Here is a 26,367-nt window from a genome sequence, read left to right on the forward strand (position 1 = left end):
CGTTTGGATCGACGGATGACTTATAGCGCGAAGAGCGGCAGGTCCAGGACGAGGCACACCGGCGCGGCGGCCGTCGCGCTCACCGCCGCGGCGGCGCTGCTCGCGGGCTGTTCCTCCTCCGACGACACCTCCGACAACCCCCTGGCCGGGGAGAAGGCGGAGGCCGGCACCGTCGTCGTCGGCTCCAACAACTTCGCCGAGAGCACCCTGCTCGCCGACATCTACGGCGAGGCGCTCAAGGCCAAGGGCCTCAAGGTCACCTACAAGCACAACATCGGCAGCCGCGAGACGACGTACGGCATGATGGAGAACGGCTCGGTCACGGTGCTGCCCGAGTACAACGGCTCGCTGCTCGCCTACCTCGACCCCGAGGCCGGGCAGGAGTCCGCCGAGGCCGTGAACGAGGCGGTGAAGGCCAAGCTCGACAAGAAGCTGACGCTGCTCGAGTCGTCGCCGGCCGAGAACAAGGACTCGGTCAGCGTCAACGCCGAGACCGCGAAGAAGCACGGCCTCACCGCCGAGTCGACCCTGGCCGACCTCAAGGACATAGCGCCGGACCTGGTGATCGGCGGTTCACCCGAGTTCCAGACCCGGCAGCAGGGCCTCAAGGGCCTGGAGTCCGTGTACGGCCTGAAGTTCAAGTCGTTCAAGGCGCTGGACGCGGGCGGCCCGCTGACCCAGTCGGCGCTGACGAAGAACACCGTGCAGGCGGCGGACATCTTCACCACCGACCCGACCATCATCAAGGAGAAGTTCGTCGTCCTGAAGGACCCGGAGAACCTCTTCGGCTACGCGAACGTGACACCGCTGGTCCACAAGGAGGGCCTGCCCCCGGAGGGCGTCGACGCGCTGAACGCGGTCTCCGCCAAGCTCGACACCAAGACCCTCCTCGACCTGGACGCCCAGGTCCAGCTGGACAAGAAGGACCCGCTGGACGTGGCCAAGGAGTGGCTGGAGTCGGCCGGACTGAGCTGACCCGCAGCCCGCTCCCTCACGACGCCGCGGCCGAGGCCGCGGCGTCGATCAACTGGTCGATCAGGGCGATGAGGACGTCCCGGCTGGAGGCCCGTTCCCGCGCGTCGCACAGCAGCACCTTGACGTGCTCCGGCAGCGCCAGCGCCTCCCGGATCTCCTCGGCGGGATACGGATGCCGCCCGTGGAAGCCGTTGACGCCGACGACGAACGGGATGCCGCGGCGCTCGAAGAAGTCGATGGCCGCGAAGCTCGACTCGGGCCTGCGGACGTCGATCAGCACCACCGCGCCCAGCGCCCCGATCGCCAGGTCGTTCCACATGAACCAGAACCGCTGCTGACCGGGCGTACCGAACAGGTACAGCACCAGATCCCGGCCGATGCTGATCCGCCCGAAGTCCAGGGCGACCGTGGTGGCCCGCTTCTCCTCGATCCCGGCGAGGTCGTCGACGTCCAGCCCCGCCGCGGTCAGCGGCTCCTCGGTGCGCAGCGGGGCGATCTCGCTCACCGAGCCGACCATGGTGGTCTTCCCGACGCCGAAACCGCCGGCGATCAGGATCTTCACCGCCTCGGGCGCGGCCGGGGAGGCGGGTGCCGTGGGCGCCGGAGCGGCGCGGTCAGAGCCGGCCAAGGCCGTCCCTCACTTTCTGCAGCAGGTCCAGGTCGGGGGTGGCGCGGTCGACCGGATGCGGCGGCCGGGCGGTGATCCGGCCGGCCTCCAGCAGGTCCGAGAGCAGGATGACGACCACACTCACCGGCAGGTCGAGGCGGGCCGCGACCTCCGCCACGGCGACCGGTTCCGCGCACAGGCGCAGGATCCGCAGGTGTTCGGGCTGCGGTCGCGCGGCACGGGCCGGCTGCGGATCGAGGGCGGTCACCGTCGTGATGAGGGTGAAGTCGGCGCGGCTGGGCCGGGTCCGGCCGCCGGTCAGGGTGAACGGCCGCACGAGCCGCCCCCCGGTGTCGCCTCCGGTCACGTCACTCGCCGGGGCGGGCGGTGGCCCGCGGTGCCGCGCTCAGGTGCTCGCCGATCTTCTTCACCAGCATGTTCATCTGGTACGCGACCACACCGACGTCGGCGTTCGCACCGGTGAGCACGACCAGGTGGGCACCGGGGCCGGCCGAGGTGAGTATCAGGTAGCCGTTGGCCATCTCGATGAGCGCCTGCCGCACCGGGCCGCCCCGGAAGTCCATGCTGACGCCCTTGCTGAGGCTCATCAGACCCGACGCGGTCGCCGCCAGCCGCTCGGCGTCGTCGCGCAGGAAGCCGGTGGACTTGCTGACGACCAGTCCGTCCTCGGAGAGCACCACCGCCTGGTTCACGTCGGCGACCCGCTCCACGAGTCCGGTGAGGAGCTGGTCCAGCTCGGTGTGCGTGGCGGGGGAGGGTCGGGTCATGGCGAGTCCTTCGTCGGCGGTCGGCGGTCGGCGGTGGGGATCGAGGGGGCGGCGGAGGCGAGGAGTTGCCCGTCGGCTTCGGTGTTCGTGTCGTCGGCTTCGGTTGCGGCTTCGGTTTCGGCGTCGGTGTCGGTGTCGTCGGCCTGGGCCCGCAGCGTGCCGCGCTGGAAGCCGGCGAGGGAGGAGGCGGCGCGCTCGGCGGTGAAGTCGGCGTACTCCTCGCGTGCGGCGTCCGGACCGTCCTGGCCGGTGACGGGGGCCTCGTCGCGCAGCTCGGCGGCCAGACTGGTCTGCGGCACCCGGCGGGGCAGCGGCGCCAGTCCACCGCGCTCGGTGGGCGACGCGGCCGGGGGAGGTGACCCGGGGCGGCTCGTGGGTCGGCTCCGAGCCGGCCGTACGGGCTGCACGGGCCCTTCCGCCGGGGCTGCTGGAGCCGCGCCATGTCCGGTGGCGCCTGTGGCGTCGGCGGCTTCGGTGGTTCCGGGGGCCTCGGGGCTTGCCGTGGACACCGGCGACGCCAGGGCCCCGGCGCCGCGGCGGACCGCCGGCCCGTCCGCCCCGCCGGCGCCGTCGACCGGCTCGCGCACCACGATGTCGTGCGGGATCAGCACGATCGCCGTGGTCCCGCCGTACGGGGAGGAACGCAGCGTCACGGCGATGCCGTGCCGGTGCGCGAGCCGGGCGACCACGAACATGCCTAGCCGCAGGTCGTCGGCGAGGGCCACCACGTCGAACTGGGGGGCCACCGCCAACTGGGCGTTGAAGGACGCGTAGTCCTCCTCCGACAGCCCGAGCCCGCGGTCCTCGATCTCGACGGCCAGCCCCTTGGCGACCAGCGCGGCGCGCACCCCGACCGGGTGCGGAGCGGGGGAGTACGAGGTCGCGTTGTCGATCAGCTCGGCCAGCAGATGGATCACGTCGGCGACCGCGGGCGGCGCGAGCGCCACCTCCTCCTCGGTGTGCAGCTCCACCCGCTGGTACTCGGCGACCTCGCCGACGGCACTGCGCAGGATGTCGACCAGCGCGACGGGCTCGCGCCAGGTGCGCCGGGGCTGCTCGCCCGCGATGATCACGAGGTTCTCCTCGTAGCGGCGCAACTGGCTCGCCGTGGAGTCCAGTTCGTACAGGCCCTTGAGGATCTCCGGGTCGGTGTGCTCGCGTTCCAGCGCGTCCAGCTTGCCCAGCTGCATGTTGACGAGGTTCTGGCTCTGCCGGGCGATGCCGAGGATCACCTTCTGGAAGCCGCGCCGCGTGTCGGCGAGTTCGACGGCGGTGTGCACGGCGGTGCGCTGCGCGGTGTTGAACGCCTGCGCCACCTGCCCGAGTTCGTCCCGGCCGTAGTCCAGCGGCGGGGTCGCCGACTCCACGTCGACCTTCTCGCCCCGCTCCAGCCTGGCCACCACGTCCGGCAGGCGCTCCTCGGCCAGGCTCAGGGTCGCCAGCCGCAGCCCGCGCAGCCGCCGGGACAGCGAACGGGTGATGCGCCAGGACATGCCGACGCACAGCACCAGCGCGATCAGGCCGCCCGCGCTGAGGGACGCGGCCTTGATAAGCAGGCCGCGGGCGTTCTCGGCACTGCGGTCGAGCAGCCCGTCGGTCTGCTGCCGGATCAGCGCCGCGTACTGGTCGGAGACCTTCGCCAGCGCACCGGTCCACCGCTGCCGCGCGTCCGGGAGGTCGATCCGGGCCTCCTCGCCCGCCGCGCGGGCCGCCAGCACCTCGTCCTCGACGGATTCCAGGGTCTGCCACTCGGGACTCGCGAGGATCCGCTCGGTCTGCGCCTTGGCGCCGCCGCTCAGGGAGGGGACGATCTGGTCCCGCACGAGCCAGCGCCGGGTGTGGACGAGCTGGGCGAACTGCGCCCACTCCTTCTCGTCCATCCGGCCGGACGGCCAGGACAGGGTGAGCCGGGCGTCCTCCTGGGAGGTGAGTTCCGCCGCGTGCTCCAGTGCGACCAGCGGCCCGGCCCGCGAGGTGAGGTCGCCGTCGTCGACCTGCGAGAGTTCCTGGAAGGCGTGGATCTGCTCGTCGATGATCGAGGTGTACTGGTCGAGCGCCTGCTCGGGGGTGATGTCGCTGGGGTCGTCCACCTGGTTGCGGTAGTACTCGAGGCTGCCCACCGAACCGAGCACCGAGTACAGCCGGTCCGAGATCCGGTCGGGCGCGCTCTCGATCGCGTCGGACTGGCCGACGAGCTGGGCGACCGCCGCGTCCGTGCGCTTGCGTTGCGCGTCCAGAGCGGCCCTCGAGCCGTCCGGTTCGGCCAGCCAGGCCGCGGACAGACTGCGCTCCCGTTGCAGCGCCAGGGCCGCCTCGGTGCCCATGGCCCCGGTGGAGCGGCTCAGCTCCGTCTGCGCCCGCAGCCGCAGACCCTCCGAGAACATCTGGATCGTGGTCACACCCCATACCGCGGCGAGGGTGACGCCGGGGACCAGGGCGAGGAGGATCAGGGAGAGACGTATGGAGCCGAGGCGGCGCCGGGCACCTTTCCGTGCAGACATCGTCGTCCTAGGCGATCAGTGGGGGAGGGGGGCGGGTGTACGGGGCACGCGCCCGCGGGGTCCGGTCACCGGGTGCCGCCCGCGGCGAACTCGGCGACCGCGCCGGCGTTGGCCCGGGTCACGAACGCGGGGCCGGTCAGCACGGGTGCCACTCCGCCGCCGCTGACGTTGCCGTTGGTGCGGTGCAGCCACAGCGCGTCCACCGCGAGGTAGCCCTGCAGGTACGGCTGCTGGTCCACCGCGAACTGCACGTCCCCGCGTTCGACAGCGGCGATGAGGTCCTCGTCGAGGTCGAAGGTGGCCACGTGCGCCTTGCTGCCCGCCTCGTCGACCGACTCCACGGCGGCCAGGGCGAACGCGGCCCCGTTCATGACGACCTCGTCGATGCTCGATTCCTGCCGAAGCCGCGCGGTGACGGCGGCGCCCACCGCGTCCATGTCGGTGCCCTCGACGTACAGCATCTCGGTCTCGCCCTCGAAGGTCTTCTTCACGCCGGCGCAGCGGGCCTCCAGGGCGACGTTCCCCCGCTCGTGGATGACGCACAGGGCGTGCCGCGCCTTCAGGTCGTTCAGCTTGTCGCCGACGGCACGGCCCGCGACGCTCTCGTCCTGCCCGAAGTACCCGAGGAGCCCGGCGGAGCGCCAGGCGTCCATGCCGGAGTTGAGGCCGACCACGGGGATGCCGGCCTTCCTGGCCTCGGCCACCGGCCCCTTCATCGCCTGCGGCTTGGCGAGGGTGACCGCGATGCCGTCCACCCCGTCACGGACCGCGTCCCGCACCAGTTCGGCCTGGTCGGCGGCGTCGGCGTCACCGGCGTACGTCAGGTCGATGCCGTCCTTGTCGGCCGCGGCCTCGGCACCCTTGCGCACCCGGTCCCAGAAGGCGTCCCCCTCGCCGCCGTGGGTGACCATGACGACCTTCGTCCGGTCGCCGCCGGGCCCAGCCGCGGAAGAGGCGTCATCGTCCCCGCCGAGTGCGGAGCAGCCGGCCGCCAGCAGGCAGCCGGCCGCGACGAGGACCGCGGTGCGCACGCGTCCGGGGAAGCGGGCGGTCGGGGGAGTTGTACTCATGGGGGGTGCGGCACCTCGCTGTACGGCCGAGCAGGAGGAACGGAGCGAGGGGGAACCGGAGCCGCGGGTCGGTGCGCCAGCCGGGGAATCTCGCCTGGCCGGAGCAAACCGTGTGTGACCGCCGGTAGTCAAGTGACCAGCGACGAGGTGTGAGTTGTCGGTGCCGCATCGTGATGAACGGGGGCGGTGGGGCCCGTGGGTGCCGTGTCGGTTCCGGTCCGGCGCCCGGCGCCCGGCGCCCGGCGCCCGGCGCCAGTGGCCCGGCGTCCGGCTCCGGGTGCGTGCCGGGGCGCGGACGCCGGGGGGTTCGGGGGCGCGGGGGCCTGGTGCTTCGGGGCCCGGGGCTCGGGCGTCCGGTGGTTCCGGTGTCAGGCGGCTTCGGTTCAGGCGGCTTCGCCGGCCCCGCGTTCCAGTGGTGACGGAGCCGTTCGCGCGGCCCGGGCCGCCTTCCTGCGGCGTCGTCGGTCACGGCGGGACTCCTGGTCGGGCAGCCAGCCGAAGACCAGGCAGCTGCCGGTACAGCCCAGGAGCAGCCCGACGACGAACCCGCCCAGATTGGACGTGACCCAGGTCCCCAGGGAGGCCAGGACGCCGATGAGCGAGTAGAAGAGCCGCTGGGAGGGGTTGACCAGGGCCAGCAGCCCGCAGAGCAGCATGACGACCGGCAGCAGGTAGCCGGCCACACCCTGCATGCCGACGTGCAGCACGACCTTCAGCGACGCCTTCATCGTGAGCAGTACCTCGGCCCCGGCCAGGGCGAGCAGCAGCCCGCCCCAGAACGGCCGGCCGGACCGCCAGTCGCGGAAGGCGGCCCGCAAGCCCCTGCGCCGGTCGCCGGGCATCAGCAGCCCGACCCGCTGAAGCGCATCTTCAGGCCGGGCAGCTTGAACACTCCGGCGGTGGTCGCGTAGTTGGTCTGCCGCAGGTTCTTGATGTGCACGGTGTCGGCCTGCTGGCTGAAGACCCCGATCGGTCCGCGGCCCTTGGGGCCGGCCTTGTCCAGCGTGCTGGCGTCGTTGCCGATCTCGATGTTGTCGAAGGCGGCGTCGCCCGACAGCTCCGTGGAGTCGGTGGTCAGGTCCTTCGCCGAGACCCGGGTGCCTCCGCCGCCCGCGGTGATGAGCAGGTTGGTGCCGCCCAGGTCGACGCTCTGGCACAGCTTGGTGAGCTCGGCCTCCTTGATCACGGAGGTGACGACCAGCACCTGCCCGCCGGTGTCTCCCGCGTTGGGGCTGCCCTCGGCCATGTTGTCGAGGCCGCCGAACTGGGCGAAGCCGTTGCCGTCGAGTTCCGTCGCGGTGACGGTGAACGGCATGCCGGAGATCGCGAACTGCACGCCCAGAGCGCCCTGGGCGGTGAGGATCGCCAGGCCCGCGGTGACCGCGGCGGCGGGCACCGCCAGCACCGCGGCCCGGCGCAGCCTGACCCGGCCGCGTAAGGGGGTGGCGACGGCTTCCGGAGCGGTACCGCTTTCCGGGCCGCTCTCGGGGTCGGGGGTGTTGCCGGCGGACGGGGTGAGATCCGAGGACGAGGCCATGTCTGCTCCCAGGGGCACAGTGAATGCGGATCGGGCTTCAGCGGCACGTTGTCCTGGCGCGGACAGCGGCTGGTGCGCACGCCTCCCGGCAACTCCCGGCGGGTGCAAGGGCTTTCACACGTTACGCACCAGTAGCCATTCGGAAGTTACCGGTGGTTACACGGCGCGGTCAAGCAAGTTGTGAGTAAAGAGTGGGGATCGTGTGTCACCTGCCCGTCCTCCTCGGTCCGGTGGTCCTGGAGGGTGGTTGGCGCAAGTCTCCAACTCCTGCGTCACCCCTTGACGTTGACGACGTGTCAGGTCTACAACGGTCCCTGTTTCCTCCGGATCCGTGGCGCCGGATCCGTTTCCGCGGCACCGCCCGCGTTCCCGGCCCCGGGGCTGTCCCCGGACAGCACCGGACCTCGCCCCCCTCGGGGCGCGCACCACACCTTCCGGGCGAGGCCCGTACCTCATGAGCCACGCACGTGCCCACCCGGCACGGCCCGGTATCCCGTCGCATCGGCCCGGCCGCGTCCCCGCGGCCGGCCCACCCCTGCTTCACCGAACCCCACTTCAGAGAAGAGGCAGCCGCATGCGTACTCGTACCGCTCCTCGCACCCGTCAGTTCCTCACCCTCACCGCGGCCGTCGCCGCGCTGACCCTCCCCGCGGCGGTCCCCGCCGTCGCGGGTACCGCGGTGGCCGACACCCCCGTCCTCACCACCGGCGCCACCGGCGGAACGCCGGTCGCCGTCGGGGACGTCCTCACCGCCTCGCTGGCGAGCGGCACCGCCGCCACGTTCCACTCCAGCGCCACCGGCAGCAGCGGCGTGTCCTGCACGTCCTCGCAGTTCACGGTCGCGGTCACCGACAACCCGCCCGCGCCCGGCACGGCCACCGAGACGCTCACCGCCCACACCTTCGACAGCGGCAGCTGCACCAGCAACGTCACCGGCGTCCTCGGCGTCAACGGCATCACGGTCCACAACCTGCCCTACACCACCACCGTGTCCTCCGACGGCGCCGTCGCCGTCACCCCGCCGAGCGGTTCGACCGTCCGGACGACGGTCGCCCTGCGCACCCTCCTCGGCAGCATCAACTGCGTCTACGAAGCCCCCCGCCTCACCGGCACGGCGAGCAACGACGGAAACTCGATCGCCTTCACCGACCAGCAGTTCACGAAGGTGTCCGGCTCGGGACTCTGCTTCGCCAACGGGTACTTCACCGCCACCTACGCGCCCGTGACGGACGGGACGGAGGCGGTCTACGTCAACTGATCCGATCCGCCCGGCCCGTGCCGTGACGGCGCGGGCCGGGCCCCCGGAACCGCGGGGTCTTCGGGTGACGGACCTGACGGTGAGTTATCTTGTACAGGGGGTTAAGACAGGCGGCACGGCCTGTTGAGTTCCAGCCCAGGAGAGTTCAGCCGATGGCGAGGCAGCTACGCGCCGAGCAGACCCGCGCGACGATTCTCGGGGCCGCCGCCGACCTGTTCGACCGTCATGGTTACGAGTCGACCAGCCTGAGCGAGATCGTGGCCCATGCCGGAGTCACCAAGGGCGCCCTGTACTTCCACTTCGCGGCGAAGGAGGACCTCGCCCACGCGATCATGGAGCTCCAGTCCAGAACCTCGCGCCGGCTGGCGACGGAGCTGGACGGCCGGGGCTACACCTCCCTGGAGGCGCTGATGCGCCTCACGTTCGGCATGGCCCGGCTGTGCGAGGAGGGCCCGGTCCTGCGGGCGGGGCTGCGGCTCGCCACCGGAGGTGTGCCGGTACGTCCGCCGCTGCCGCACCCCTTCACCGAGTGGCGGGAGATCGCCTCGTCCCGCCTCCTGGACGCCGTCCGGCAGTCCGACGTGCATCCCGACATCGACGTCGACTCCGTCGCCCACACCCTCGTCAGCTCCATCGTCGGCACCCGCCTCGTGAGCGGCACCCTCGAACCGCACGCACGCCAGCCTCGCCGCCTGGCCGGCATGTGGCACCTGCTGATCCGCGGCATGGTCCCGGTGACCCGACGCGCGCGCTACCTCACCCTGGCGGCCCGGCTGGAACGCGAGACCTACGCGGCCTGACCGGCCGGTTGCCGGCCCGGAGTCGGTCGGGAGCCGGCCGGAGCCGGTCGGAAGTCCAAGGAGGCGCCCGCCGGGAGGCGGCGACGGCTTCGCCGCCCGAGCGGAGGCGCGCGATACGGTGAGGCGCATGCCCGACACCCCGACCGAGTCCGTCCCCGTCCTCCGCGGTGACGAGCCCGGCTCCTTCCCGCACAGTGTGCTGGCCGAGCGGCACCCGGCCATCATCAGGCAGGTCAGGGAAGCGTTCCCGCACGGCCCCGAACGCCGGCGCGCCCTCGACGCGCTGCTCCGGAGCTGCGCCGACGGCGTCGTCGAGCCACTGCCCGCCGACGCGGACGCCCGCGACCGTGACCGCTGGGCCGACTGGGGAATGGACGAGTACGCCGGCCGCTCCTGGTACGACGTGCCCTGGCTGTGGGCCGAGAGCCACTTCTACCGCAGACTCCTCGACGCCGTCGGCTACTTCGGCCCCGGCCCCTGGCAGGGTGTCGACCCCTTCCGGCCCGCGAAGCTCGCCGAACTCGACGCCCCCGAGACGGACGAGGAACTCGCCGCGCTCGACGGCCTCGACGCACTGTCCGCGGACGAGCGGACCCGGTCCCTGCTGCACGGCTCGCTCTGGGGCAACCGCGCGGACCTCGGCTTCCGCCTCTCCGAGGGCGGTGGCGACGCCGGGGGCGAGGTGGCGGCACTGGTCGCCGACGACAGCGACGCGCTCCGGTCCCTGCTCCCGCCGGCCGGCCCCGGCACCCCCGGCCCCGCCACTCTCTGCCTCGTCGCCGACAACGCGGGCCGGGAACTCGTCCCCGACCTGCTCCTCGTCTCGCACCTGCTCGGCGAGGGCCGCATCGACCGGGCGGTCCTGCACGTCAAGCCGTACCCGTACTACGTCTCCGACGCCACCCCCACCGACGTGCTCGACGCGCTGCGGCGGCTCGTCGCGGCGGGCGGCGCGGCGGCCGCGTACGGCGACCGGCTGTGGGCCGCGCTCACCGACGGCCGGGTCACCGTCCGCGCCCACCCCTTCTCGTGCGCCCCGCTGCCGTACTCCGACATGCCCGCCGACCTGCGCGCGGAGTTCGCCGCTGCCACGGTCACCGTCCTCAAGGGCGACCTGAACTACCGACGTCTGGTGGGCGACCGCCGGTGGCCCCCGACCACGCCCTTCGCGGACGTCACCGCCTACTTCCCGGGCCCGGTCGCCGCGCTGCGCACCCTGAAGTCGGACGTGATCACGGGCATGACCGCGGACATCGAGCGGGCGCTCGAAGGAAGCGGGGAACGACGCTGGCGCACGAGCGGGACGCACGCCCTGATCCAGGTCAGGACCTGAACGTCACGGCACCACCGCGGGTGTCGAACCGGCGGAAGTTCCCGGATTCCGCGCTGATTCACGCGATGGTGTGATCATGTCCCGCCGAGCGGATGTGCCCACCGGGCCATGGGTAGTGCCCGGCCATGACGCAACAGCCCTTCGAACTCCCGCACTTCTACCTGCCGCACCCCGCGCGGCTGAACCCGCATCTCGACGAGGCCCGCGCCCACTCGACGACGTGGGCGCGCGAGATGGGCATGCTGGAGGGCTCCGGGGTCTGGGACCAGGCCGACCTCGACGCACACGACTACGGCCTGCTCTGCGCCTACACCCACCCCGACTGCGACGGGCCGGCGCTCTCCCTGATCACCGACTGGTACGTGTGGGTCTTCTTCTTCGACGATCACTTCCTGGAGAAGTTCAAACGCTCCCAGGACCGCGTCGGCGGCAAGGCCCACCTGGACCGGCTCCCCCTGTTCATGCCCCTCGACCCCGACGCCGCGATGCCCGAGCCCGAGAACCCGGTCGAGGCCGGTCTCGCCGACCTGTGGAAGCGCACGGTGCCGGCCATGTCGGCCGGCTGGCGCCGCCGCTTCGCCGTGGCCACCGAGCACCTGCTCAACGAGTCCCTGTGGGAGCTGTCCAACATCAACGAGGGGCGGATCGCCAACCCGGTCGAGTACATCGAGATGCGCCGCAAGGTCGGCGGCGCCCCCTGGTCGGCCGGGCTCGTGGAGTACGCGACCGCGGAGGTGCCCGACGCCGTCGCCGGGACCAGGCCGCTCAGGGTGCTGATGGAGACGTTCTCCGACGCCGTGCACCTGCGCAACGACCTCTTCTCCTACCAGAGGGAGGTCGAGGACGAGGGCGAGCTGAGCAACGGCGTGCTGGTGCTCGAGACCTTCTTCGACTGCACCACCCAGGAGGCCGCCGAACTGGTCAACGACGTGCTCACCTCCCGGCTGCACCAGTTCGAGCACACCGCGTTCACCGAAGTGCCCGCCGTGGCCCTGGAGAACGGCCTGTCCCCGGCCGAGGTCGCCGCGGTCGGGGCGTACGCCAAGGGCTTGCAGGACTGGCAGTCCGGCGGCCACGAATGGCACATGCGCTCCAGCCGTTACATGAACAAGGGTGCCCGGCCCGCCGCCCCCTGGGAGGCGCTCACCGGCCCCGGCACCTCCGCCGCGGACGTGGGCGCGCTGCTCGCCCGGGCCGCCGCCGAGCGGGCGCGCCCCTACACCCACGTGCCCTTCCAGAAGGTCGGGCCGTCGGTCATCCCCGACATCCGCATGCCGTTCCCGCTGGAGCTGAGCCCCGCTCTCGACGGCGCCCGACGGCACCTGTTCGAATGGTCGAGGGAGATCGGCTTCCTCAGCGAGGGAGTTTGGGACGAGGACAAGCTCGCGAGCTGCGACCTCCCGCTGTGCGCCGCCGGCCTCGACCCGGACGCCACCCAGGATCAGCTGAACCTCGCCTCCGGCTGGCTCGCCTTCGGCACCTACGGCGACGACTACTACCCGCTGGTCTACGGCCACCGGCGCGACCTGGCCGCCGCCCGGCTCACCACGGCCCGCCTGTCCGCCTGCATGCCGCTCGACGGTGAGCCGGTCCCACCGCCGGCCAACGCCATGGAACGCTCCCTGATCGACCTGTGGGCCCGCACCACGGCCGGCATGACGCCCGAGGAGCGGCGCCCCCTGAAGGCGGCCGTCGACACGATGACCGAGGCCTGGGTGTGGGAGCTGGCCAACCAGATCCAGAACCGCGTCCCCGACCCGGTGGACTACCTGGAGATGCGGCGCGCCACCTTCGGCTCCGACCTCACCCTCGGCCTGTGCCGGGCCGGACACGGACCGGCCGTCCCGCCCGAGGTCTACCGCAGCGGTCCCGTGCGGTCCCTGGAGAACGCGGCGATCGACTACGCGTGCCTCCTCAACGACGTCTTCTCGTACCAGAAGGAGATCGAGTACGAGGGCGAGATCCACAACGCGGTCCTGGTCGTGCAGAACTTCTTCGGCGTCGACTACCCGGCCGCCCTCCGCGTCGTCCAGGACCTGATGAACCAGCGCATGCGCCAGTTCGAGCACGTTGTCGCCCACGAACTGCCCGTCGTCTACGACGACTTCCAGCTGACCGACGAGGCACGGGAGATCATGCGGGGCTATGTGACCGACCTGCAGAACTGGATGGCGGGCATCCTCAACTGGCACCGGAACGTGCCGCGCTACAAGGCCGACTACCTGGCCGGCCGCACCCACGGCTTCCTCCCGGACCGCGTCCCGACCGTGCCCGTACCCCGGAGCAGCCCCGTCCCGATCCCCTGACCACCGGTCAGTCTCACTCTTTCGTGGCTCGTCACGCGCCGGTGCGCCGGGTAGATCACCTGCCGGAGGCGAACCATGGAACAGACAGCGTTGCGACCCAAGCCGATGCCCGGTCAGGACCCGGGGGCCGGCGCCGCGCCAGACGGCGACCGGCCCCCGCCCGGCGGACACCGGCGCCGCCGACGGCTCACCACCCTGCTGCTCGGGGTGCTCGCCGCGACCGTGCTGCTCCTGTCCGGCGTGGGACTCGGCACGATGGGCGCCACGGTGATCGGTATGAGCAAACTGGCCGAACTGCAACGGCAGGCGGGAGCACCGGGAGCGGGGGCCGAGCAGCCGTCCGGGACCCGGGCCGCCCCGGTGCACCCGTCGGCCGGCGCGTCCCCCTCCGCGTCCCCGGCCCGGGTCGTCGCGACCCTCGGAGTGGAGGCCGTGGACGACGACAAGCCCGGCGCGCTGGTCGTCGGCGTCCACGTGCCGGGCCCCGGGTACGAGGCCGGGCTCGTGAGAGGCGACGTACTCCTGGCGTTCGGCAGGACCCGCATCGATTCGGCGACCGACCTCGCCGAGGCCGTGGCCGACGCCCGGCCGGGCAAGCGCGTCAAGATCACGGTGCGCCACGAAAGCGGCGGCTACCAGCAACTGACGGCCGTACCGGGCGTCGTCACCTGACCGGGCTTCGTCACCGCTCCGGGCGTCTCACGGCGCTGGACGTCTTCAATGATCCGGACGTCTTCACCGCTCCGTGCGTCGTCATGCCACCGTACGGAAGTGGCTGGTGAGCCGCCCGGTGTCGTCCAGCACGTGGTAGGCCAGCCCGACCGGCGCGTCCCGGTCCGCGATCTCCTCGCCCTCCCAGGGCAGCCGCAGCGTCCACGTCACCCCCGGCCCGACCACCACGGGCCGCCCGGCGAACACCGTGGCGGCGGGCGTGTGGGCGTGCCCCGTGATCAGGCCGGCGATCTCGGGCCGGCGCTCCAGCAGCGCGGCGAGACGCTCGGGACGGCGCAACGGGTAGGAGTCGGGCAGGGGGTGGTGCAGGGGCACGGGCGGGTGGTGGAAGGCGAGGACGACCGGGCGGTCGCCGTCGAGCTCGTCGAGAGCCGCCTCGATCCAGCCGTACGTCTCCTCGTCCAGCTCCCCCTCGTCGCTGCCCGGGACGCTGGAGTCGCACATCAGCACCGCACCGCCGTCGAAGACGTGCGCGCCGTTGACCGGCCCGTCTGCGGCCGGCCGGCCCAGCAGAGCCTTGCGGTAGGGCGCGCGGCTGTCGTGGTTGCCGGGGCAGGTGAGCACGGGGAACGGCGCGTCGCCGTCCCGCAGCCCCAGGATGCGGGCGGCCTCCTCGTACTCCGCCTCCGTGCCGTGGTCCGCGATGTCCCCGGTCACGAGCAGGGCGTCCACCCGCCCCGGCAGGTCCCACAACCGATCGCGCACCCGCTCGGCGCGTGCGGTGGCCCGCGCGCTCCCGTCCAGGTGCAGGTCGCTGATGTGCGCGAGTACGAGCACGGTGCCGGCCTCCTCCGGGCGCCGGAACACCGCGCCCCGTAGACGTCGCTGACTCTTCTAATGCTTGACCCGCATCAAACCATTAACGAAGGCCGCTGATCAATGGCAATCGGCTCGCGCCGTCCCCTCGCTGCGGGCAGGATGCTGCTCGTAGTCCCTTCACCCACGTTGCCCAGGGAGGCCCGGATGACCGGCAGCGCGCCCGCTGCTCCCTTCACCGCCGACGACTACCGGGCCCGCATGGAGCGCGCCGCTCGGGCGGCCGCCGACGCCGGACTGGCCGGACTGCTGGTGGCACCCGGACCGGACCTCGTGTGGCTCACGGGCTACGCCCCCACCGCGGACACCGAACGGCTCACCCTGCTCGTCCTCGCCCCCGGCCGCGACCCCGTCCTCGTCGTCCCGACGCTGGAGGCCCCCGACGCGGAGAAGGCCGCCGGCGCGCCCGTCCTGACCCTGCGCGACTGGACCGACGGCAAGGACCCCTACGCCGCCACCGCGTCCCTCCTCGACGGCGCCGGCCGGTTCGGCATCAGCGACAACGCCTGGGCGATGCACCTGCTGGCCCTCCAGCGGGTGCTGCCCGGCACCTCGTACGCCTCCCTCACCGAGGCGCTGCCCATGCTGCGCGCCGTCAAGGACGCGGCGGAGCTGGAACTGCTGGCGGCGGCGGGCGCGGCCGCGGACGCGGCGTTCGAGGAGATCCGGAAGGTGCGCTTCGGCGGGCGCCGCGAGTCCGACGTCGCCGCCGACCTCGCGGACCTGCTGCGGCGCTTCGGCCACTCCCAGGTCGACTTCACCATCGTCGCCTCGGGCCCGAACGGCGCCAACCCGCACCACGAGGTCGGTGACCGCGTCATCGAGGACGGCGACATGATCGTCCTGGACTTCGGCGGCCTGAAGGACGGCTACGGCTCCGACACCTCCCGCACGGTCCACGTGGGCGAACCCACCGACGAGGAGCGCCGGGTGCACGACCTCGTCCGCGAGGCCCAGGAGGCGGGCTTCGGGGCGGTGCGGCCCGGCGTGGCCTGCCAGGAGGTCGACCGGGCCGCCCGCGCGGTCATCGACGGCGCGGGGTACGGCGAGTACTTCATCCACCGCACCGGCCACGGCATCGGCGTCACCACGCACGAGCCGCCGTACATGATCGAGGGCGAGGAGCAGCCCCTCGTGCCCGGCATGTGCTTCTCCGTCGAGCCCGGCGTCTACCTCCCGGGTCGTTTCGGGGTACGCATCGAGGACATCGTGACGGTCACCGAGGACGGCGGCCGGCGTCTCAACAACACGGCCCGGGAGCTGGTCACGGTGGAGTGACCGGCGACCACGGACCCCGAACGCCCCGGCAGACCCGGAAGACGACGGCGCGACCATGACCCAGGCACCGACACCCACCGCGGACACCGTCCGCCGACTGGTCCGTTCCCTGCTGGGCGAGAGCGCGGCCTCCGACGTCCGGCCCGCGGCGACGGGCGCCGAGCCCGCCACCTGGTGGGTCGGCACCCGGCACGTGCTGCGCCTGGCCACCGACCGCGGGACCGCCCTGCGGCAGCGGCGCGAACTGCGGCTGCGCGAGCTGGTCCGCCCGTACGTCTCCGTCACGGTGCCGACGAGCGTGGCGCACGGCGAGTGGGCGCCCGGCCTGACCTACACGCTGGACGGCAAGGTGCCCGGCGGGTCGGCCGAGGAGCACCACGTGTCGGCCCTGGGCGAGGCGGACCTGGCCGCGCTGCTCTCCGGACTGCGCGAGGTGCCCGTCCGCCAGGCCGAGACGCTGGGCGTGCCCCGCGCCGCCCCGCGCCCGCTGGAGACCCTGCGGCAGTCCGCCGAGTCGGCCGGCCGGCGCCTCGCCGAGGCCGACGAGTTCGACCCCGCACGGCCGGAGCGGCTCACCCGCGAGGCGTCGGCGCAACTCGGCGTCCAGCCCGGCTCACCGGCGGTCCTCGTGCACCACGCGCTGGCCGACGAGCACCTCGTGGTCGGCGCCGACGGCCGGGTCCGCGGCGTCCTCGGCTGGAGCGACGCGGTGCTCGGCGACCCGGCCGAGGACATCGCCGCCCTCGCGCTCCGCGTCGGCTCGCCCGCCGCCGTCCGCGCCGCCACCCTCGCCGGCTACGGCGCCCGGCCCTGCCTGCGCGGCCTGTGGCTGGCCCGCTGCGACACCCTCGTCCACCTCGCCGACACCCTCGCCGGCCGGCCGTCCGCACCGGCGACCGTGTCCCTGCCGCTGCTGCGCACCCGGCTGCGCCGAGCCTGGGAGCCCATCCTGCTGGAGCGGGTGACGGAGCTGCGCGAGGACGGCACGGGCGGGGACGGCCCCGCCTGAACGCACCCCGCGCGGGCTCCGCGGTCGCTCCCGTCACTCCTGTACGAGCACCACGCTCGACTCACCCGGCACCCGCAGCACGCCGTCCGCCCCCGGCGCCTGGACCGGCTCCCACGCGGCGAGCACGCGCGCGGGCCGGCCGCCCAGCGGGATCGCCGCGGGCCCGGCGCCCAGGTTGACGACCACCCGGATGTCACCGCGCCGGAAGGCCAGCCAGCGTGCCTCGCGGTCGTACGCCACCCTGGTGTCGGCGAGGTCGGGATCGGTCAGGTCCGGCTGCTCCGCGCGCAGGGCGATCAGCCGCCGGTACCAGTCCAGTACGCGGGCGTGCGGCTCGCGTTCCGGCTCGGACCAGTCGAGGCAGGAGCGCTCGCGGGTCGCCGGGTCCTGCGGGTCGGGCACGTCCTCCTCCTTCCAGCCGTGCGCGGCGAACTCGCGCCGCCTGCCGTTGCGCACCGCCTCGGCGAGCTCCGGGTCGGTGTGGTCGGTGAAGAACTGCCACGGGGTGCCCGCCGCCCACTCCTCGCCCATGAACAGCATCGGCGTGAACGGCGCGGTCAGCGTCAGCGTGGCCGCGCAGGCCGCCAGGCCGGGGGAGACCAGCGCGGCCAGGCGGTCGCCCTGGGCGCGGTTGCCGACCTGGTCGTGGGTCTGGCTGTAGCCGGTCAGCCGGTGCGCGGCCGTGCGGCTCCGGTCCAGCGGGCGTCCGTGACCGCGGCCCCGGAAGCTGGACCAGGTGCCGTCGTGGAAGTAGCCCCGGGTCAGGGTCTTGGCGAGCGCCGCGAACGGATCGCGCGCGAAGTCGGCGTAGTAGCCCTGCGACTCCGCGGTCAGCGCGGTGTGCAGGGCGTGGTGAAAGTCGTCGTTCCACTGCGCGTGCACGCCGAGACCGCCCTCCGTGCGCGGGGTGATGATCCGCGGGTCGTTGAGGTCGGACTCCGCGATCAGGAACAGCGGGCGCTCCAGGTCGGCGGCGAGGTCGTCCACCGCCGTCGACAGCTCCTCCAGGAAGTGGCACGCGCGCGTGTCGACCAGGGCGTGCACCGCGTCCAGACGCAGCCCGTCGATCCGGTAGTCCCGCAGCCACGCCAGCGCGCTGTCCACCAGATAGGCGCGGACCTCGTCCGAACCGGGGGCGTCCAGGTTGACGGCGACGCCCCAGGGCGTGTGGTGGGTGTCGGTGAAGTACGGGCCGAACGCGGGCAGGTAGTTGCCGGAGGGGCCCAGGTGGTTGTGCACCACGTCGAGGACCACGCCCAGGCCCAGTTCGTGGGCCCGGTCGACGAACCGTTTCAGCGCCGCGGGCCCGCCGTACGGCTCGTGCACCGCCCACAGCGAGACGCCCTCGTACCCCCAGCCGTGCCGGCCCGGGAAGGGGCACAGCGGCATCAGCTCGACGTGCGTGATCCCCAGCGTGGCGAGGTGGTCGAGCCGCGCGGCGGCGGCGTCCAGCGTGCCCTCGCGCGTGTACGTGCCCACGTGCAGCTCGTACAGGACGGCGCCGGGCAGCGGGCGCCCGGTCCACTCGGTGCGCCACGCGTACTCCCCGTGGTCGACGACCGCGCTGAGCCCGTCCGGCCCGTCGGGCTGCCTGCGCGAGCGCGGGTCCGGCAGCACCGGCCCGTCGTCGACCGCGAAGCCGTACCGCGAGCCGTCCCGCGCCTCGGCCTCGGCGCACCACCACCCCGGCCGCTCCGTATCGCGCTCCAACGCGCGCGTGACGCCGTCGCACTCAAGCGTCACCCGGTCGGCCTGCGGTGCCCACACCTCGAACTGCACGGACGGTTCCCCTTCGTCTGCTCACCGTGATGTAGCCCGTCCATGGTGCTGCAAAAGCGATCTCCGTGCTGCCGAAAAACCCCGTTCGCGGCGGGTGTCGTGACGCACCGCGCGGGCGGCCGGGGCGCACCGCGCGCGGGACGGCCGTTCTCCCGTTTTCTGGACACTCCGGCCCGGCTGACCGACAATCACCTGCGTGACGTCGTCCTTCGAGTTCAACACGTACCCCGCGCGGTTGTCCGACGCGGAGCGCGACAAGGCGCTGCAGGTGCTCCGGGACGGCGTCGCGATGGGGCGCCTCTCGCACGACACGTTCATCCGCAGGATGGAACTGGCGCTCGCCGCCCGTCGCCCGGACGAGCTCGCCGTGCTCACCGCCGACCTGCACTCCGACGGCCGGCTGGCGCGGCTGGTGTTCGGCACCGTCGAAGCGGTCTCCGGATTCGGCGTACGGCTGCGCAGGGCCTGGCAGGCCGAGCGGCTGCCCAAGCTGCTGCTGCCGCACCCCGGCGCCGGTCACCCCCTGCGCATAGGGCGCGATCCGGCGAACGGGCTCCGGCTGACCCACGAGACGGTCTCCCGGGTGCACGCCGAGCTGAGCCGCCAGGGCGGCATGTGGGTGCTGCGCGACCTCGGCTCCACCAACGGCACCACGGTCAACGGGCGACGGGTCATCGGGGCGGCCGTCGTCCGTGAGGGCGACCAGATCGGCTTCGGCCGGATGGCCTTCCGTCTCGCGGTGAACTGACCGCCGGCCGGAGGCACGGAGCCCAGCTCTGGCCTGGGCCTCACTCGGCGTCATGCGTCCCGGTGGAGTGATCGCGCGGGACAAATCCCTTTGCTTTTCCTGGTGTTGACGTACCCACCAACTCGTGACTGACTGTGCGTACACCACGCACGCCAGGTGAACCGACGGCCCGCATCGTGGAGGTGTGCCCTGCCGCCCCTCCTGCGCTACCCGACCGTGGACGAGCTGGGCGCCCGGGCCGCCGCACTCGTCGCCCGCCATCCCCGGCACGCCCGGCTGCGCCGCGTCGGGACCTCCCGCGCGGGCACCCCGCTGCTGCTGCTCTCGGTCGGCCACGGCAGCCGCCAGGCCCTCGTGGTCGCCGGACCGCACGCCAACGAACCGGTGGGCGGCGCCACCGTCCTGCGGCTCGCCGAACGGGCCCTGGCCGACCCCCGGCTCACCGAGGAGGCCGACGCCACCTGGAACCTGCTGCTGTGCGCCGACCCCGACGGTCTGCGCCGCAACGAGGGCTGGCTGTCGGGCCCGTACACCCTGGGCCGCTACGCCCGTCACTTCTTCCGTCCCGGCTTCGTGGAGCAGCCCGAGTGGCTGCCCGACGGCCCCGAGCACGCGACGCTGCCGGAGACCCGCGCCCTGCTCGCCCTCCAGGACGAACTGCGGCCGTTCCTCCACTGCTCCCTGCACGGCGTGGACGTCGGCGGCGGCTTCGTCGAGGTGACCCACGACCTGCCGGGCCTCGCCCAGCGCATCGCCCACACCGCGGCCCGGCTCGGCATCCCCCGCGAACTCGGCGCATACGACACCCTGTACTGGCCCGACCTCGGCCCCGCCGTCTACCGCATCCCGCCGCCCCGCGACGGGGACCTCACCGCCGCCATCACCGAGGCCGCCGTCGATTCGACGTGGTGCCACCCGCAGCGGTACGGCACCGTCACCGCGGTCGTCGAGGCACCCATGTGGGGCGTGGCCGCGGTGGCGGACGACTCGCCCCCCGCCGACCGCGACGCGGTGCTCCGCTCGGTGAGCCGCACCCTGCGGCACGACACCCTGCGCCTGCAACGCGTCCTCGCCCGCGTCCGGCCCCGCCTCGCCGGCGTCCCGGACGCGGCGCACCTGCTCGCACCGGTCGACGACTACCTGCTGGTCTGCCCGAGGCTCGCCGACGCCTGGGACCCCGACACGGACGACGGGACGGGCCGCTCACTGCCCGTCATGAGCACCGCCCACCTGGTCGCCCTGCGCCTGGCCGGCCGGCGCCTGTCCCTGCGGACGGCGGGCCTGCTGCACCAGCTGGTGACGCGCACGGGCGACGATCCGGCGGGTGTGCTGCCCGAGGTGAACCGGCTCGTCGACGAGGGCTGCGCCGACTACACCGACGGCTGCGGGGCCCGCTGGATCCCGGTCGCGCGCCAGACGGAGTACCAGACACGGGTCGTCCTCGCCGCGTTCGAACTGGCCGGCCGGCGCCCCACCGCGGGCTCCCGTTCGGGTGAGCCCGGCTGGGGTTCGGGGGCCGCCGTGCCGATGCACCAGGAATGACACACACTCTCACGACCGCCGCCGCCCGGGCCGGCCTCCTGGCCGCCGCCGCGCTCCTCCTCGCCTGCGCGGCCCCGGCGCAGGCCGCCGCGGAGCGGGATCCGGCGGGCGACTGGCTCCTGCTCACCGTCACCCCGGACCACGCCCAGCCGGGCATCCTGCCCGGCGCCCCGGCGAAGGACCGGCCCGACGCCACCCGGGGCGCCCTGCTGCTGTGCGACCCGCCCCGGGGCCACGCCCGCGCGGCCCGCGCCTGCGCGGAGCTGGACGCGGTGAACGGCCGCATCGCCGACATCCCGCTGCGCGAGACCCACTGCCCGATGATCCACGCCCCGGTGACCGCACAGGCGCGCGGCCAGTGGCGGGGGCAGCCGGTGGAGTACACGCAGACCTTCTCCAACGACTGTGTGATGGCGGCGCGGACGGGGGCGGTGTTCGCCTGGGACACGCAGGACTGAGCGGCACGGCGGACCGGCGTGCCCGTGGCCGGTCGGGGGCGGGTCACCGCCGGTGGAGCCCCCGGCCCGCCAGGGTCGGGCACGCCTCGCCCACCGCCGACGACCCGCGTCCGCACCGCCCGACCGGTCCCGGCGGCGGGGAGACCGGGCCCCGGGGCAGTCGCACCGGCGGCCCGCCGCTCAGACCCCGGCCCCGTCCGCCGCACCCACCCGCTCCAGCAGTGCTACCGGCGCCTGGGCGAAAAGCTCCGCCACGCGCGCGTGCCCGGTGAACTCCCGGCCCGGTGTCAGCGCGTCGGCCCAGCGGCCCGGCGGCAGCGGCAGGGTCGTCCCCTGCCAGCCGCCCGCCTCCGCCAGCCGCAGCGACAGCCGGGTCACGGCCGTCAGGACCTCGCCCGAGCGCACGAAGGCCACGCAGTGCGCCGCCGCCGGACCCTCGGCGGACAGCGCCTCGTACGTCGCCGCGTCACCGAACGCGTCGGGCCGCCGTGCGCGCAGCGCCAGCGCCGCCCGGGTCACCGCGGCCTTCCCGAGCCGGTCGCCCTCGACGGGGCCGGCGGACGGGAAGTCCACGGTCCGGCGGTTGTCCGGGTCCACCAGGGCCAGGTACTCCCGCTCGGTGCCCTGGTACAGGTCCGGCACCCCCGGCATCGTCAGGTGGGTCAGGGCCGTGCCCAGGACGTTGGCGCGGATGTGCGGCTCCAGTTCGGCGCGCAGGGCGGTCACCCGCTTGCCCGGCGCCCCGCACGGACCCGCCGCCACGAACCGGGCCACCGCCTCCTCGTACGGCGGCTCCTGCTCCGTCCAGCTGGTGAACATCCCCGCCTCGCGCACGTGCTTCAGCAGCGCCTCCCGCACACGCTCACCGTCCGCCGGCCCCAGCCCGAACACCGTCTGCCAGGCCGCCCACGCCAGCTGCGCGTCCGGGGCGCCCTCACCCGTGCGGGTGACCTCCGCCAGGACGTCCGCCCACCGCTCGGGGCACTCCGTGAGCACCGCCAGCGCGGCCCGCACGTCGGCACTGCGCTTGGTGTCGTGGGTAGAGACGACCGTGCCCGTCGTGGGCCAGTCGCGCTGCACGCGCGCGCAGTAGGCGTGGAACTCCTCCGGCGACAGGGCGGGCCGGCCCGGGTTCCCGCCCACCTCCGTCGCCGACAGCAGCGGCACGTACCGGTAGAACGCCGTGTCCTCCACCGACTTCGCACGCAGCGCCGACGCCGTCTGCGCGAACCGCGTCCGGAACTCCACGTGCTCGGGACCGTCCCCGTACCGCCCGAGCACCAGATCCCGTACGACGTCCACCGCCCCGGCCTCCTCGGGCACCGCGAAGGCGAGCCGCGCCTCGGCCGCCGCCTCCTCGGTGACGACGGACGCCGCGTCCACCGACGCGTACGGCCGGTACACCTCCAGCCGCACCAGCAGCTCCCGCAGCGCCGTGCGCAGCGCCCACGGCGCCCGGTCGCGCAGGGCGGGCTCCGGCGAGGCCACGCACAGGCGGTGGGCCACCCGGGTCAGCCGGTCCATCTCGGTGGCCAGCTCGTGCGTGAGCACCTTGTACGCCGCCCGCCGCACCGTCGCCGCCCAGTCCCCGCCCCGGTCCGTCTGCGGGGCCGCGAACCCGCGGTACCGGCCGAGGAGTTCCCCGTGCCCCGCGGGGTCCGTGAAGAGGCCGTCCACGTGCCGCAGGGCGTCGTAGCCGGTGGTGCCCGCGACCGGCCAGGCGGCCGGCAGCCGCTCGCCGTCCGCCAGGATCTTCTCCACGACCGTCCACCGGCCGCCACTGGCCTCGTGCAGCCGCGCGAGGTAGGTGTCGGGATCGGCGAGGCCGTCGGGGTGGTCGATCCGCAGTCCGTCGACCACGCCCTCGCGCAGCAGCCGCAGCACGGTGGCGTGCGTGGCCTCGAACACCGCCGGGTCCTCCACGCGGACGCCGATCAGTTCCGAGATGCTGAAGAACCGTCGGTAGTTCAGCTCGGTGCGGGCCAGCCGCCACCACACCGGGCGGTACCACTGCGCGTCCAGGAGCCGCGGCAGCGGCAGGTCCGCGGTGCCCTCGCGCAGCGGGAAGGCGTGGTCGTGGTAGCGCAGGACGTCCCCGTCGACCCGCAGCTCGTCCAGCACCTCGCCCACCGGCGCCCCCAGCACCGGCACCAGCAGCTGACCGCCCTGCGCCTCCCAGTCGATGTCGAACCACCGCGCGTACGGTGACTGCGGGCCCTCGCGCAGCACCTCCCACAGGGCGCGGTTGTGACGGGGCGACATCGCCATGTGGTTCGGCACGATGTCCACCACCAGGCCCAGATCGTGCTCCCGCGCGGTGCGCGCCAGCGCCCGCAGTCCCTCCTCACCGCCCAGCTCCTCGCGCACGCGCGCGTGGTCCACGACGTCGTAGCCGTGCGGCGAGCCCGGCACCGCCTCCAGGACCGGGGACAGGTGCAGGTGCGACACCCCGAGCGAGGCGAGGTACGGCACGGCCGCCGCCGCGGCCGCGAAGGGGAACGCGGGCTGCAGCTGCAGCCGGTAGGTGGCCGTGGGGGCCGGGGAAGTCGGGGACAGCACCGGGTCGGGTCGCTCAGGCGTCATGCAGACCTACGTACCCGCCTCGCCGCCTTTCGTGTCATCGGCCCCCTGCACGGGTGCAGGGCGGGCCCGGGAGGGGACACGCCGGTACCCCGCCCGCCCCCGCCCTGCCCCGTACGCCGTCTAGACGGGCCGCCGCAGCACCGTCAGGCTCCGGTCCACCAGGGTCAGCCGGTCCCCGGCCTGCACCTTCGGGCCCGTGTCCGGGGGCACCCCCTCCGTGCGGGAGGTGTCGACCACCACTTCCCACTGCCGGCCGTGGTCGACCGGGACCACGAAGTCCAGCGACTTGGGCGAGGCGTTGAACATCAGCAGGAAGGAGTCGTCGGCGATGCGCTCCCCGCGTGCGCCCGGCTCGGAGATCGCGTTGCCGTTCAGGAACACGGTGAGCGCCGACGCCCGAGCCGAGTTCCAGTCCCGCTGGGTCATCTCGCTCCCCTCCGGCGTGAACCAGGCGATGTCCGACAGCTCGTCGTGGGTGCCCTCCACGGGCCGCCCGTGGAAGAAGCGCCGCCTGCGGAACACCGGGTGGTCCTTGCGCAGCCACACCATCGCGCGGGTGAACCGCAGCAGGTCGTGGTCGCCCTCGGGCCACTCCACCCACGCCAGCTCGTTGTCCTGGCAGTAGGCGTTGTTGTTGCCCTTCTGGGTGCGGGCGAACTCGTCGCCGTGGCTGATCATCGGCACGCCCTGGGAGAGCAGCAGGGTGGCGATGAAGTTGCGCATCTGCCGGGCCCGCAGCTCCAGCACCGCCGGGTCGTCGGTGTCGCCCTCGGCGCCGCAGTTCCAGGAGCGGTTGTGGCTCTCGCCGTCGCGGTTGTCCTCCCCGTTGGCGTGGTTGTGCTTCTCGTTGTACGACACCATGTCGTGCAGGGTGAAGCCGTCGTGGCAGGTCACGAAGTTGATCGAGGCCAGCGGGCGGCGGCCGTCGTCCTGGTACAGGTCGGAGGAGCCGGTCAGCCGGGACGCGAACTCCGCCAGCGTGCGCGGCTCGCCGCGCCACAGATCGCGCACCGTGTCGCGGTACTTCCCGTTCCACTCGGTCCACAGCGGCGGGAAGTTGCCCACCTGGTAGCCGCCCTCGCCCACGTCCCACGGCTCGGCGATCAGCTTCACCTGCGAGACCACGGGGTCCTGCTGCACCAGGTCGAAGAACGACGACAGCCGGTCCACCTCGTGGAACTGCCGGGCCAGGGTGGCGGCCAGGTCGAAGCGGAAGCCGTCGACGTGCATCTCGGTGACCCAGTACCGCAGCGAGTCCATGATCATCTGGAGCACGTGCGGGGACCGCATGAGCAGGGAGTTCCCGGTGCCCGTGGTGTCCATGTAGTAGCGCGGGTCGTCGGCCAGCCGGTAGTAGGACGGGTTGTCGAGGCCCTTGAAGGAGAGCGTGGGGCCCAGGTGGTTGCCCTCGGCGGTGTGGTTGTAGACCACGTCGAGGATCACCTCGATCCCCGCCTCGTGCAGCGCCTTCACCGCCGACTTGAACTCCAGCACCTGCTGGCCGCGGTCGCCCCAGGAGGCGTACGCGTTGTGCGGGGCGAAGAAGCCGATGGTGTTGTAGCCCCAGTAGTTGTTCAGCCCCATGTCGACCAGGCGGTGGTCGTTGACGAACTGGTGCACGGGCATCAGTTCGAGCGCGGTCACCCCCAGCTCGGTCAGGTGCTCGATCAGCGCCGGGTGCGCCAGGGCCGCGTAGGTGCCGCGCAGTTCCTCGGGGAGGCCGGGGTGCCGCATCGTGAGGCCCTTCACGTGGGCCTCGTAGATCACCGTGTGGTGGTACTCCGTCCGGGGGCGCCGGTCGTCGCCCCAGTCGAAGTACGGGTTGACCACGACCGACGTCATGGTGTGCGGCGCGGAGTCCAGGTCGTTGCGCCGTTCGGGGTCGCCGAAGTGGTAGCCGTACACCTCCTCGCCCCACTGGACGGCGCCGCTGATCGCACGTGCGTACGGGTCGAGGAGCAGCTTGGCGCTGTTGCAGCGCAGCCCGCGCTCCGGGGCGTACGGGCCGTGCACGCGGTAGCCGTACCGCTGCCCCGGCATCACGCCCGGCACGTACGCGTGCCGTACGAACGCGTCGCTCTCCCGCAGTTCGACGGCGGTCTCCGAGCCGTCGTCGTGCAGCAGACACAGCTCTACTCGGTCGGCGGCCTCCGTGAAGACCGCGAAATTCGTGCCGGCGCCGTCGTACGTGGCACCGAGTGGATATGCCTCTCCAGGCCAGACCTGCATGGACACGACTCTTTCAGG

At 73.2% G+C, this 26,367-nt stretch carries 22 protein-coding genes; 11 read left to right on the forward strand and 11 right to left on the reverse strand.

What is annotated here, in order from left to right; translation table 11 throughout:
• The first annotated feature begins 15 nt into the window (after window positions 1-15).
• Window positions 16-975, forward strand: a complete 960-nt coding sequence (locus ACLIN4_RS27445) for an ABC transporter substrate-binding protein (protein ID WP_107478043.1) — start codon at window positions 16-18, stop codon at window positions 973-975.
• A 16-nt stretch (window positions 976-991) separates the two neighbouring features.
• Here the strand turns inward: ACLIN4_RS27445 and ACLIN4_RS27450 are convergent, their stop codons facing one another.
• From ACLIN4_RS27450 to ACLIN4_RS27480, 7 genes are all read right to left on the reverse strand, one after another.
• Window positions 992-1,603: a GTP-binding protein gene (locus ACLIN4_RS27450; RefSeq protein WP_179342475.1), complete on the reverse strand. Its 612-nt coding sequence runs from the start codon at window positions 1,601-1,603 to the stop codon at window positions 992-994.
• Window positions 1,590-1,949, reverse strand: a complete 360-nt coding sequence (locus ACLIN4_RS27455) for a DUF742 domain-containing protein (RefSeq protein ID WP_100048489.1) — start codon at window positions 1,947-1,949, stop codon at window positions 1,590-1,592. Before ACLIN4_RS27455 ends, ACLIN4_RS27450 begins: the two co-directional genes overlap by 14 nt.
• 1 nt (window position 1,950) lies before the next feature.
• Window positions 1,951-2,370 (reverse strand): roadblock/LC7 domain-containing protein, encoded by a 420-nt coding sequence (locus ACLIN4_RS27460; protein ID WP_107478042.1) that lies wholly within the window; start codon window positions 2,368-2,370, stop codon window positions 1,951-1,953.
• Window positions 2,367-4,871: a nitrate- and nitrite sensing domain-containing protein gene (locus tag ACLIN4_RS27465; protein ID WP_307651963.1), complete on the reverse strand. Its 2,505-nt coding sequence runs from the start codon at window positions 4,869-4,871 to the stop codon at window positions 2,367-2,369. The genes ACLIN4_RS27460 and ACLIN4_RS27465 overlap by 4 nt, the downstream gene beginning before the upstream one ends.
• A 65-nt stretch (window positions 4,872-4,936) precedes the next feature.
• A complete protein-coding gene (locus tag ACLIN4_RS27470; RefSeq protein WP_369180347.1) occupies window positions 4,937-5,941 on the reverse strand; it encodes a substrate-binding domain-containing protein in 1,005 nt (334 codons plus the stop codon).
• Window positions 5,942-6,324: 383 nt separating this feature from the next.
• Window positions 6,325-6,783: a DUF6114 domain-containing protein gene (locus ACLIN4_RS27475; RefSeq protein ID WP_107478040.1), complete on the reverse strand. Its 459-nt coding sequence runs from the start codon at window positions 6,781-6,783 to the stop codon at window positions 6,325-6,327.
• Entirely contained in the window at window positions 6,783-7,478 is a 696-nt protein-coding gene (locus ACLIN4_RS27480) for a DUF6230 family protein (protein WP_100048485.1), read from the reverse strand. Before ACLIN4_RS27480 ends, ACLIN4_RS27475 begins: the two co-directional genes overlap by 1 nt.
• Window positions 7,479-8,052: 574 nt before the next feature.
• On the opposite strand from ACLIN4_RS27480, the gene ACLIN4_RS27485 reads away from it, so the two are divergent.
• The 5 genes from ACLIN4_RS27485 (at window position 8,053) to ACLIN4_RS27505 (ending at window position 13,847) form a co-directional block, all read left to right on the forward strand.
• Window positions 8,053-8,736 (forward strand): Tat pathway signal sequence domain protein, encoded by a 684-nt coding sequence (locus tag ACLIN4_RS27485; protein ID WP_289909428.1) that lies wholly within the window; start codon window positions 8,053-8,055, stop codon window positions 8,734-8,736.
• Between the two features lie 152 nt (window positions 8,737-8,888).
• Window positions 8,889-9,536 (forward strand): ScbR family autoregulator-binding transcription factor, encoded by a 648-nt coding sequence (locus ACLIN4_RS27490; protein ID WP_100045709.1) that lies wholly within the window; start codon window positions 8,889-8,891, stop codon window positions 9,534-9,536.
• Between the two features lie 127 nt (window positions 9,537-9,663).
• Window positions 9,664-10,869, forward strand: a complete 1,206-nt coding sequence (locus ACLIN4_RS27495; protein WP_107478039.1) for a damage-control phosphatase ARMT1 family protein — start codon at window positions 9,664-9,666, stop codon at window positions 10,867-10,869.
• Window positions 10,870-10,994: 125 nt separating this feature from the next.
• A complete protein-coding gene (cyc2, locus tag ACLIN4_RS27500; protein ID WP_289909429.1) occupies window positions 10,995-13,175 on the forward strand; it encodes a germacradienol/geosmin synthase Cyc2 in 2,181 nt (726 codons plus the stop codon).
• A gap of 75 nt (window positions 13,176-13,250) precedes the next feature.
• Window positions 13,251-13,847 (forward strand): PDZ domain-containing protein, encoded by a 597-nt coding sequence (locus ACLIN4_RS27505; protein WP_179342474.1) that lies wholly within the window; start codon window positions 13,251-13,253, stop codon window positions 13,845-13,847.
• Window positions 13,848-13,928: 81 nt separating this feature from the next.
• Here the strand turns inward: ACLIN4_RS27505 and ACLIN4_RS27510 are convergent, their stop codons facing one another.
• Window positions 13,929-14,684, reverse strand: coding sequence for a metallophosphoesterase (locus ACLIN4_RS27510; RefSeq protein ID WP_289909430.1), 756 nt, complete (start codon window positions 14,682-14,684; stop codon window positions 13,929-13,931).
• A gap of 186 nt (window positions 14,685-14,870) precedes the next feature.
• On the opposite strand from ACLIN4_RS27510, the gene ACLIN4_RS27515 reads away from it, so the two are divergent.
• A complete protein-coding gene (locus ACLIN4_RS27515; RefSeq protein WP_107478036.1) occupies window positions 14,871-16,001 on the forward strand; it encodes an aminopeptidase P family protein in 1,131 nt (376 codons plus the stop codon).
• 55 nt (window positions 16,002-16,056) lie between these two features.
• Window positions 16,057-17,010: an aminoglycoside phosphotransferase family protein gene (locus ACLIN4_RS27520; protein WP_289909431.1), complete on the forward strand. Its 954-nt coding sequence runs from the start codon at window positions 16,057-16,059 to the stop codon at window positions 17,008-17,010.
• A 33-nt stretch (window positions 17,011-17,043) separates the two neighbouring features.
• Here the strand turns inward: ACLIN4_RS27520 and treZ are convergent, their stop codons facing one another.
• Entirely contained in the window at window positions 17,044-18,789 is a 1,746-nt protein-coding gene (gene treZ / locus ACLIN4_RS27525; RefSeq protein ID WP_307651959.1) for a malto-oligosyltrehalose trehalohydrolase, read from the reverse strand.
• Between the two features lie 196 nt (window positions 18,790-18,985).
• Here treZ and ACLIN4_RS27530 point away from each other — a divergent pair, with 196 nt between their 5' ends.
• The 3 genes from ACLIN4_RS27530 (at window position 18,986) to ACLIN4_RS27540 (ending at window position 21,537) form a co-directional block, all read left to right on the forward strand.
• Window positions 18,986-19,537, forward strand: a complete 552-nt coding sequence (locus ACLIN4_RS27530) for a DUF1707 and FHA domain-containing protein (RefSeq protein ID WP_100045701.1) — start codon at window positions 18,986-18,988, stop codon at window positions 19,535-19,537.
• Window positions 19,538-19,753: 216 nt separating this feature from the next.
• Window positions 19,754-21,079 carry a M14 family zinc carboxypeptidase gene (locus tag ACLIN4_RS27535; protein WP_107478035.1) on the forward strand — a complete coding sequence of 442 codons (1,326 nt, stop codon included), beginning with the start codon at window positions 19,754-19,756 and terminating at the stop codon, window positions 21,077-21,079.
• Entirely contained in the window at window positions 21,076-21,537 is a 462-nt protein-coding gene (locus ACLIN4_RS27540; RefSeq protein WP_289909433.1) for an SSI family serine proteinase inhibitor, read from the forward strand. Before ACLIN4_RS27535 ends, ACLIN4_RS27540 begins: the two co-directional genes overlap by 4 nt.
• Before the next feature lie 180 nt (window positions 21,538-21,717).
• Here ACLIN4_RS27540 and treY read toward each other — a convergent pair whose 3' ends face one another.
• The gene (gene treY, locus ACLIN4_RS27545; RefSeq protein WP_381914096.1) at window positions 21,718-24,120 is read right to left on the reverse strand and encodes a malto-oligosyltrehalose synthase; all 2,403 of its coding nucleotides are present in this window, start codon (window positions 24,118-24,120) and stop codon (window positions 21,718-21,720) included.
• 120 nt (window positions 24,121-24,240) lie between these two features.
• Window positions 24,241-26,349 carry a glycogen debranching protein GlgX gene (glgX, locus tag ACLIN4_RS27550; protein ID WP_107477973.1) on the reverse strand — a complete coding sequence of 703 codons (2,109 nt, stop codon included), beginning with the start codon at window positions 26,347-26,349 and terminating at the stop codon, window positions 24,241-24,243.
• Between the last annotated feature and the right edge of the window lie 18 nt (window positions 26,350-26,367).

Origin of the sequence: Streptomyces mutabilis, from assembly GCF_046628145.1 — a bacterium.
Taxonomy (GTDB): domain Bacteria; phylum Actinomycetota; class Actinomycetes; order Streptomycetales; family Streptomycetaceae; genus Streptomyces; species Streptomyces mutabilis.

Excerpts from the sequence above, each read along its gene's own strand:
- ACLIN4_RS27445 (WP_107478043.1), top strand. The coding sequence starts at position 16 with ATGACTTATAGCGCGAAGAGCGGCAGGTCCAGGACGAGGCACACCGGC.
- ACLIN4_RS27460 (WP_107478042.1), bottom strand. The coding sequence starts at position 2,370 with ATGACCCGACCCTCCCCCGCCACGCACACCGAGCTGGACCAGCTCCTC.
- ACLIN4_RS27465 (WP_307651963.1), bottom strand. The coding sequence starts at position 4,871 with ATGTCTGCACGGAAAGGTGCCCGGCGCCGCCTCGGCTCCATACGTCTC.
- ACLIN4_RS27470 (WP_369180347.1), bottom strand. The coding sequence starts at position 5,941 with ATGAGTACAACTCCCCCGACCGCCCGCTTCCCCGGACGCGTGCGCACC.
- ACLIN4_RS27475 (WP_107478040.1), bottom strand. The coding sequence starts at position 6,783 with ATGCCCGGCGACCGGCGCAGGGGCTTGCGGGCCGCCTTCCGCGACTGG.
- ACLIN4_RS27480 (WP_100048485.1), bottom strand. The coding sequence starts at position 7,478 with ATGGCCTCGTCCTCGGATCTCACCCCGTCCGCCGGCAACACCCCCGAC.
- ACLIN4_RS27485 (WP_289909428.1), top strand. The coding sequence starts at position 8,053 with ATGCGTACTCGTACCGCTCCTCGCACCCGTCAGTTCCTCACCCTCACC.
- ACLIN4_RS27490 (WP_100045709.1), top strand. The coding sequence starts at position 8,889 with ATGGCGAGGCAGCTACGCGCCGAGCAGACCCGCGCGACGATTCTCGGG.
- ACLIN4_RS27495 (WP_107478039.1), top strand. The coding sequence starts at position 9,664 with ATGCCCGACACCCCGACCGAGTCCGTCCCCGTCCTCCGCGGTGACGAG.
- cyc2 (WP_289909429.1), top strand. The coding sequence starts at position 10,995 with ATGACGCAACAGCCCTTCGAACTCCCGCACTTCTACCTGCCGCACCCC.
- ACLIN4_RS27505 (WP_179342474.1), top strand. The coding sequence starts at position 13,251 with ATGGAACAGACAGCGTTGCGACCCAAGCCGATGCCCGGTCAGGACCCG.
- ACLIN4_RS27515 (WP_107478036.1), top strand. The coding sequence starts at position 14,871 with ATGACCGGCAGCGCGCCCGCTGCTCCCTTCACCGCCGACGACTACCGG.
- ACLIN4_RS27520 (WP_289909431.1), top strand. The coding sequence starts at position 16,057 with ATGACCCAGGCACCGACACCCACCGCGGACACCGTCCGCCGACTGGTC.
- ACLIN4_RS27540 (WP_289909433.1), top strand. The coding sequence starts at position 21,076 with ATGACACACACTCTCACGACCGCCGCCGCCCGGGCCGGCCTCCTGGCC.
- treY (WP_381914096.1), bottom strand. The coding sequence starts at position 24,120 with ATGACGCCTGAGCGACCCGACCCGGTGCTGTCCCCGACTTCCCCGGCC.
- glgX (WP_107477973.1), bottom strand. The coding sequence starts at position 26,349 with ATGCAGGTCTGGCCTGGAGAGGCATATCCACTCGGTGCCACGTACGAC.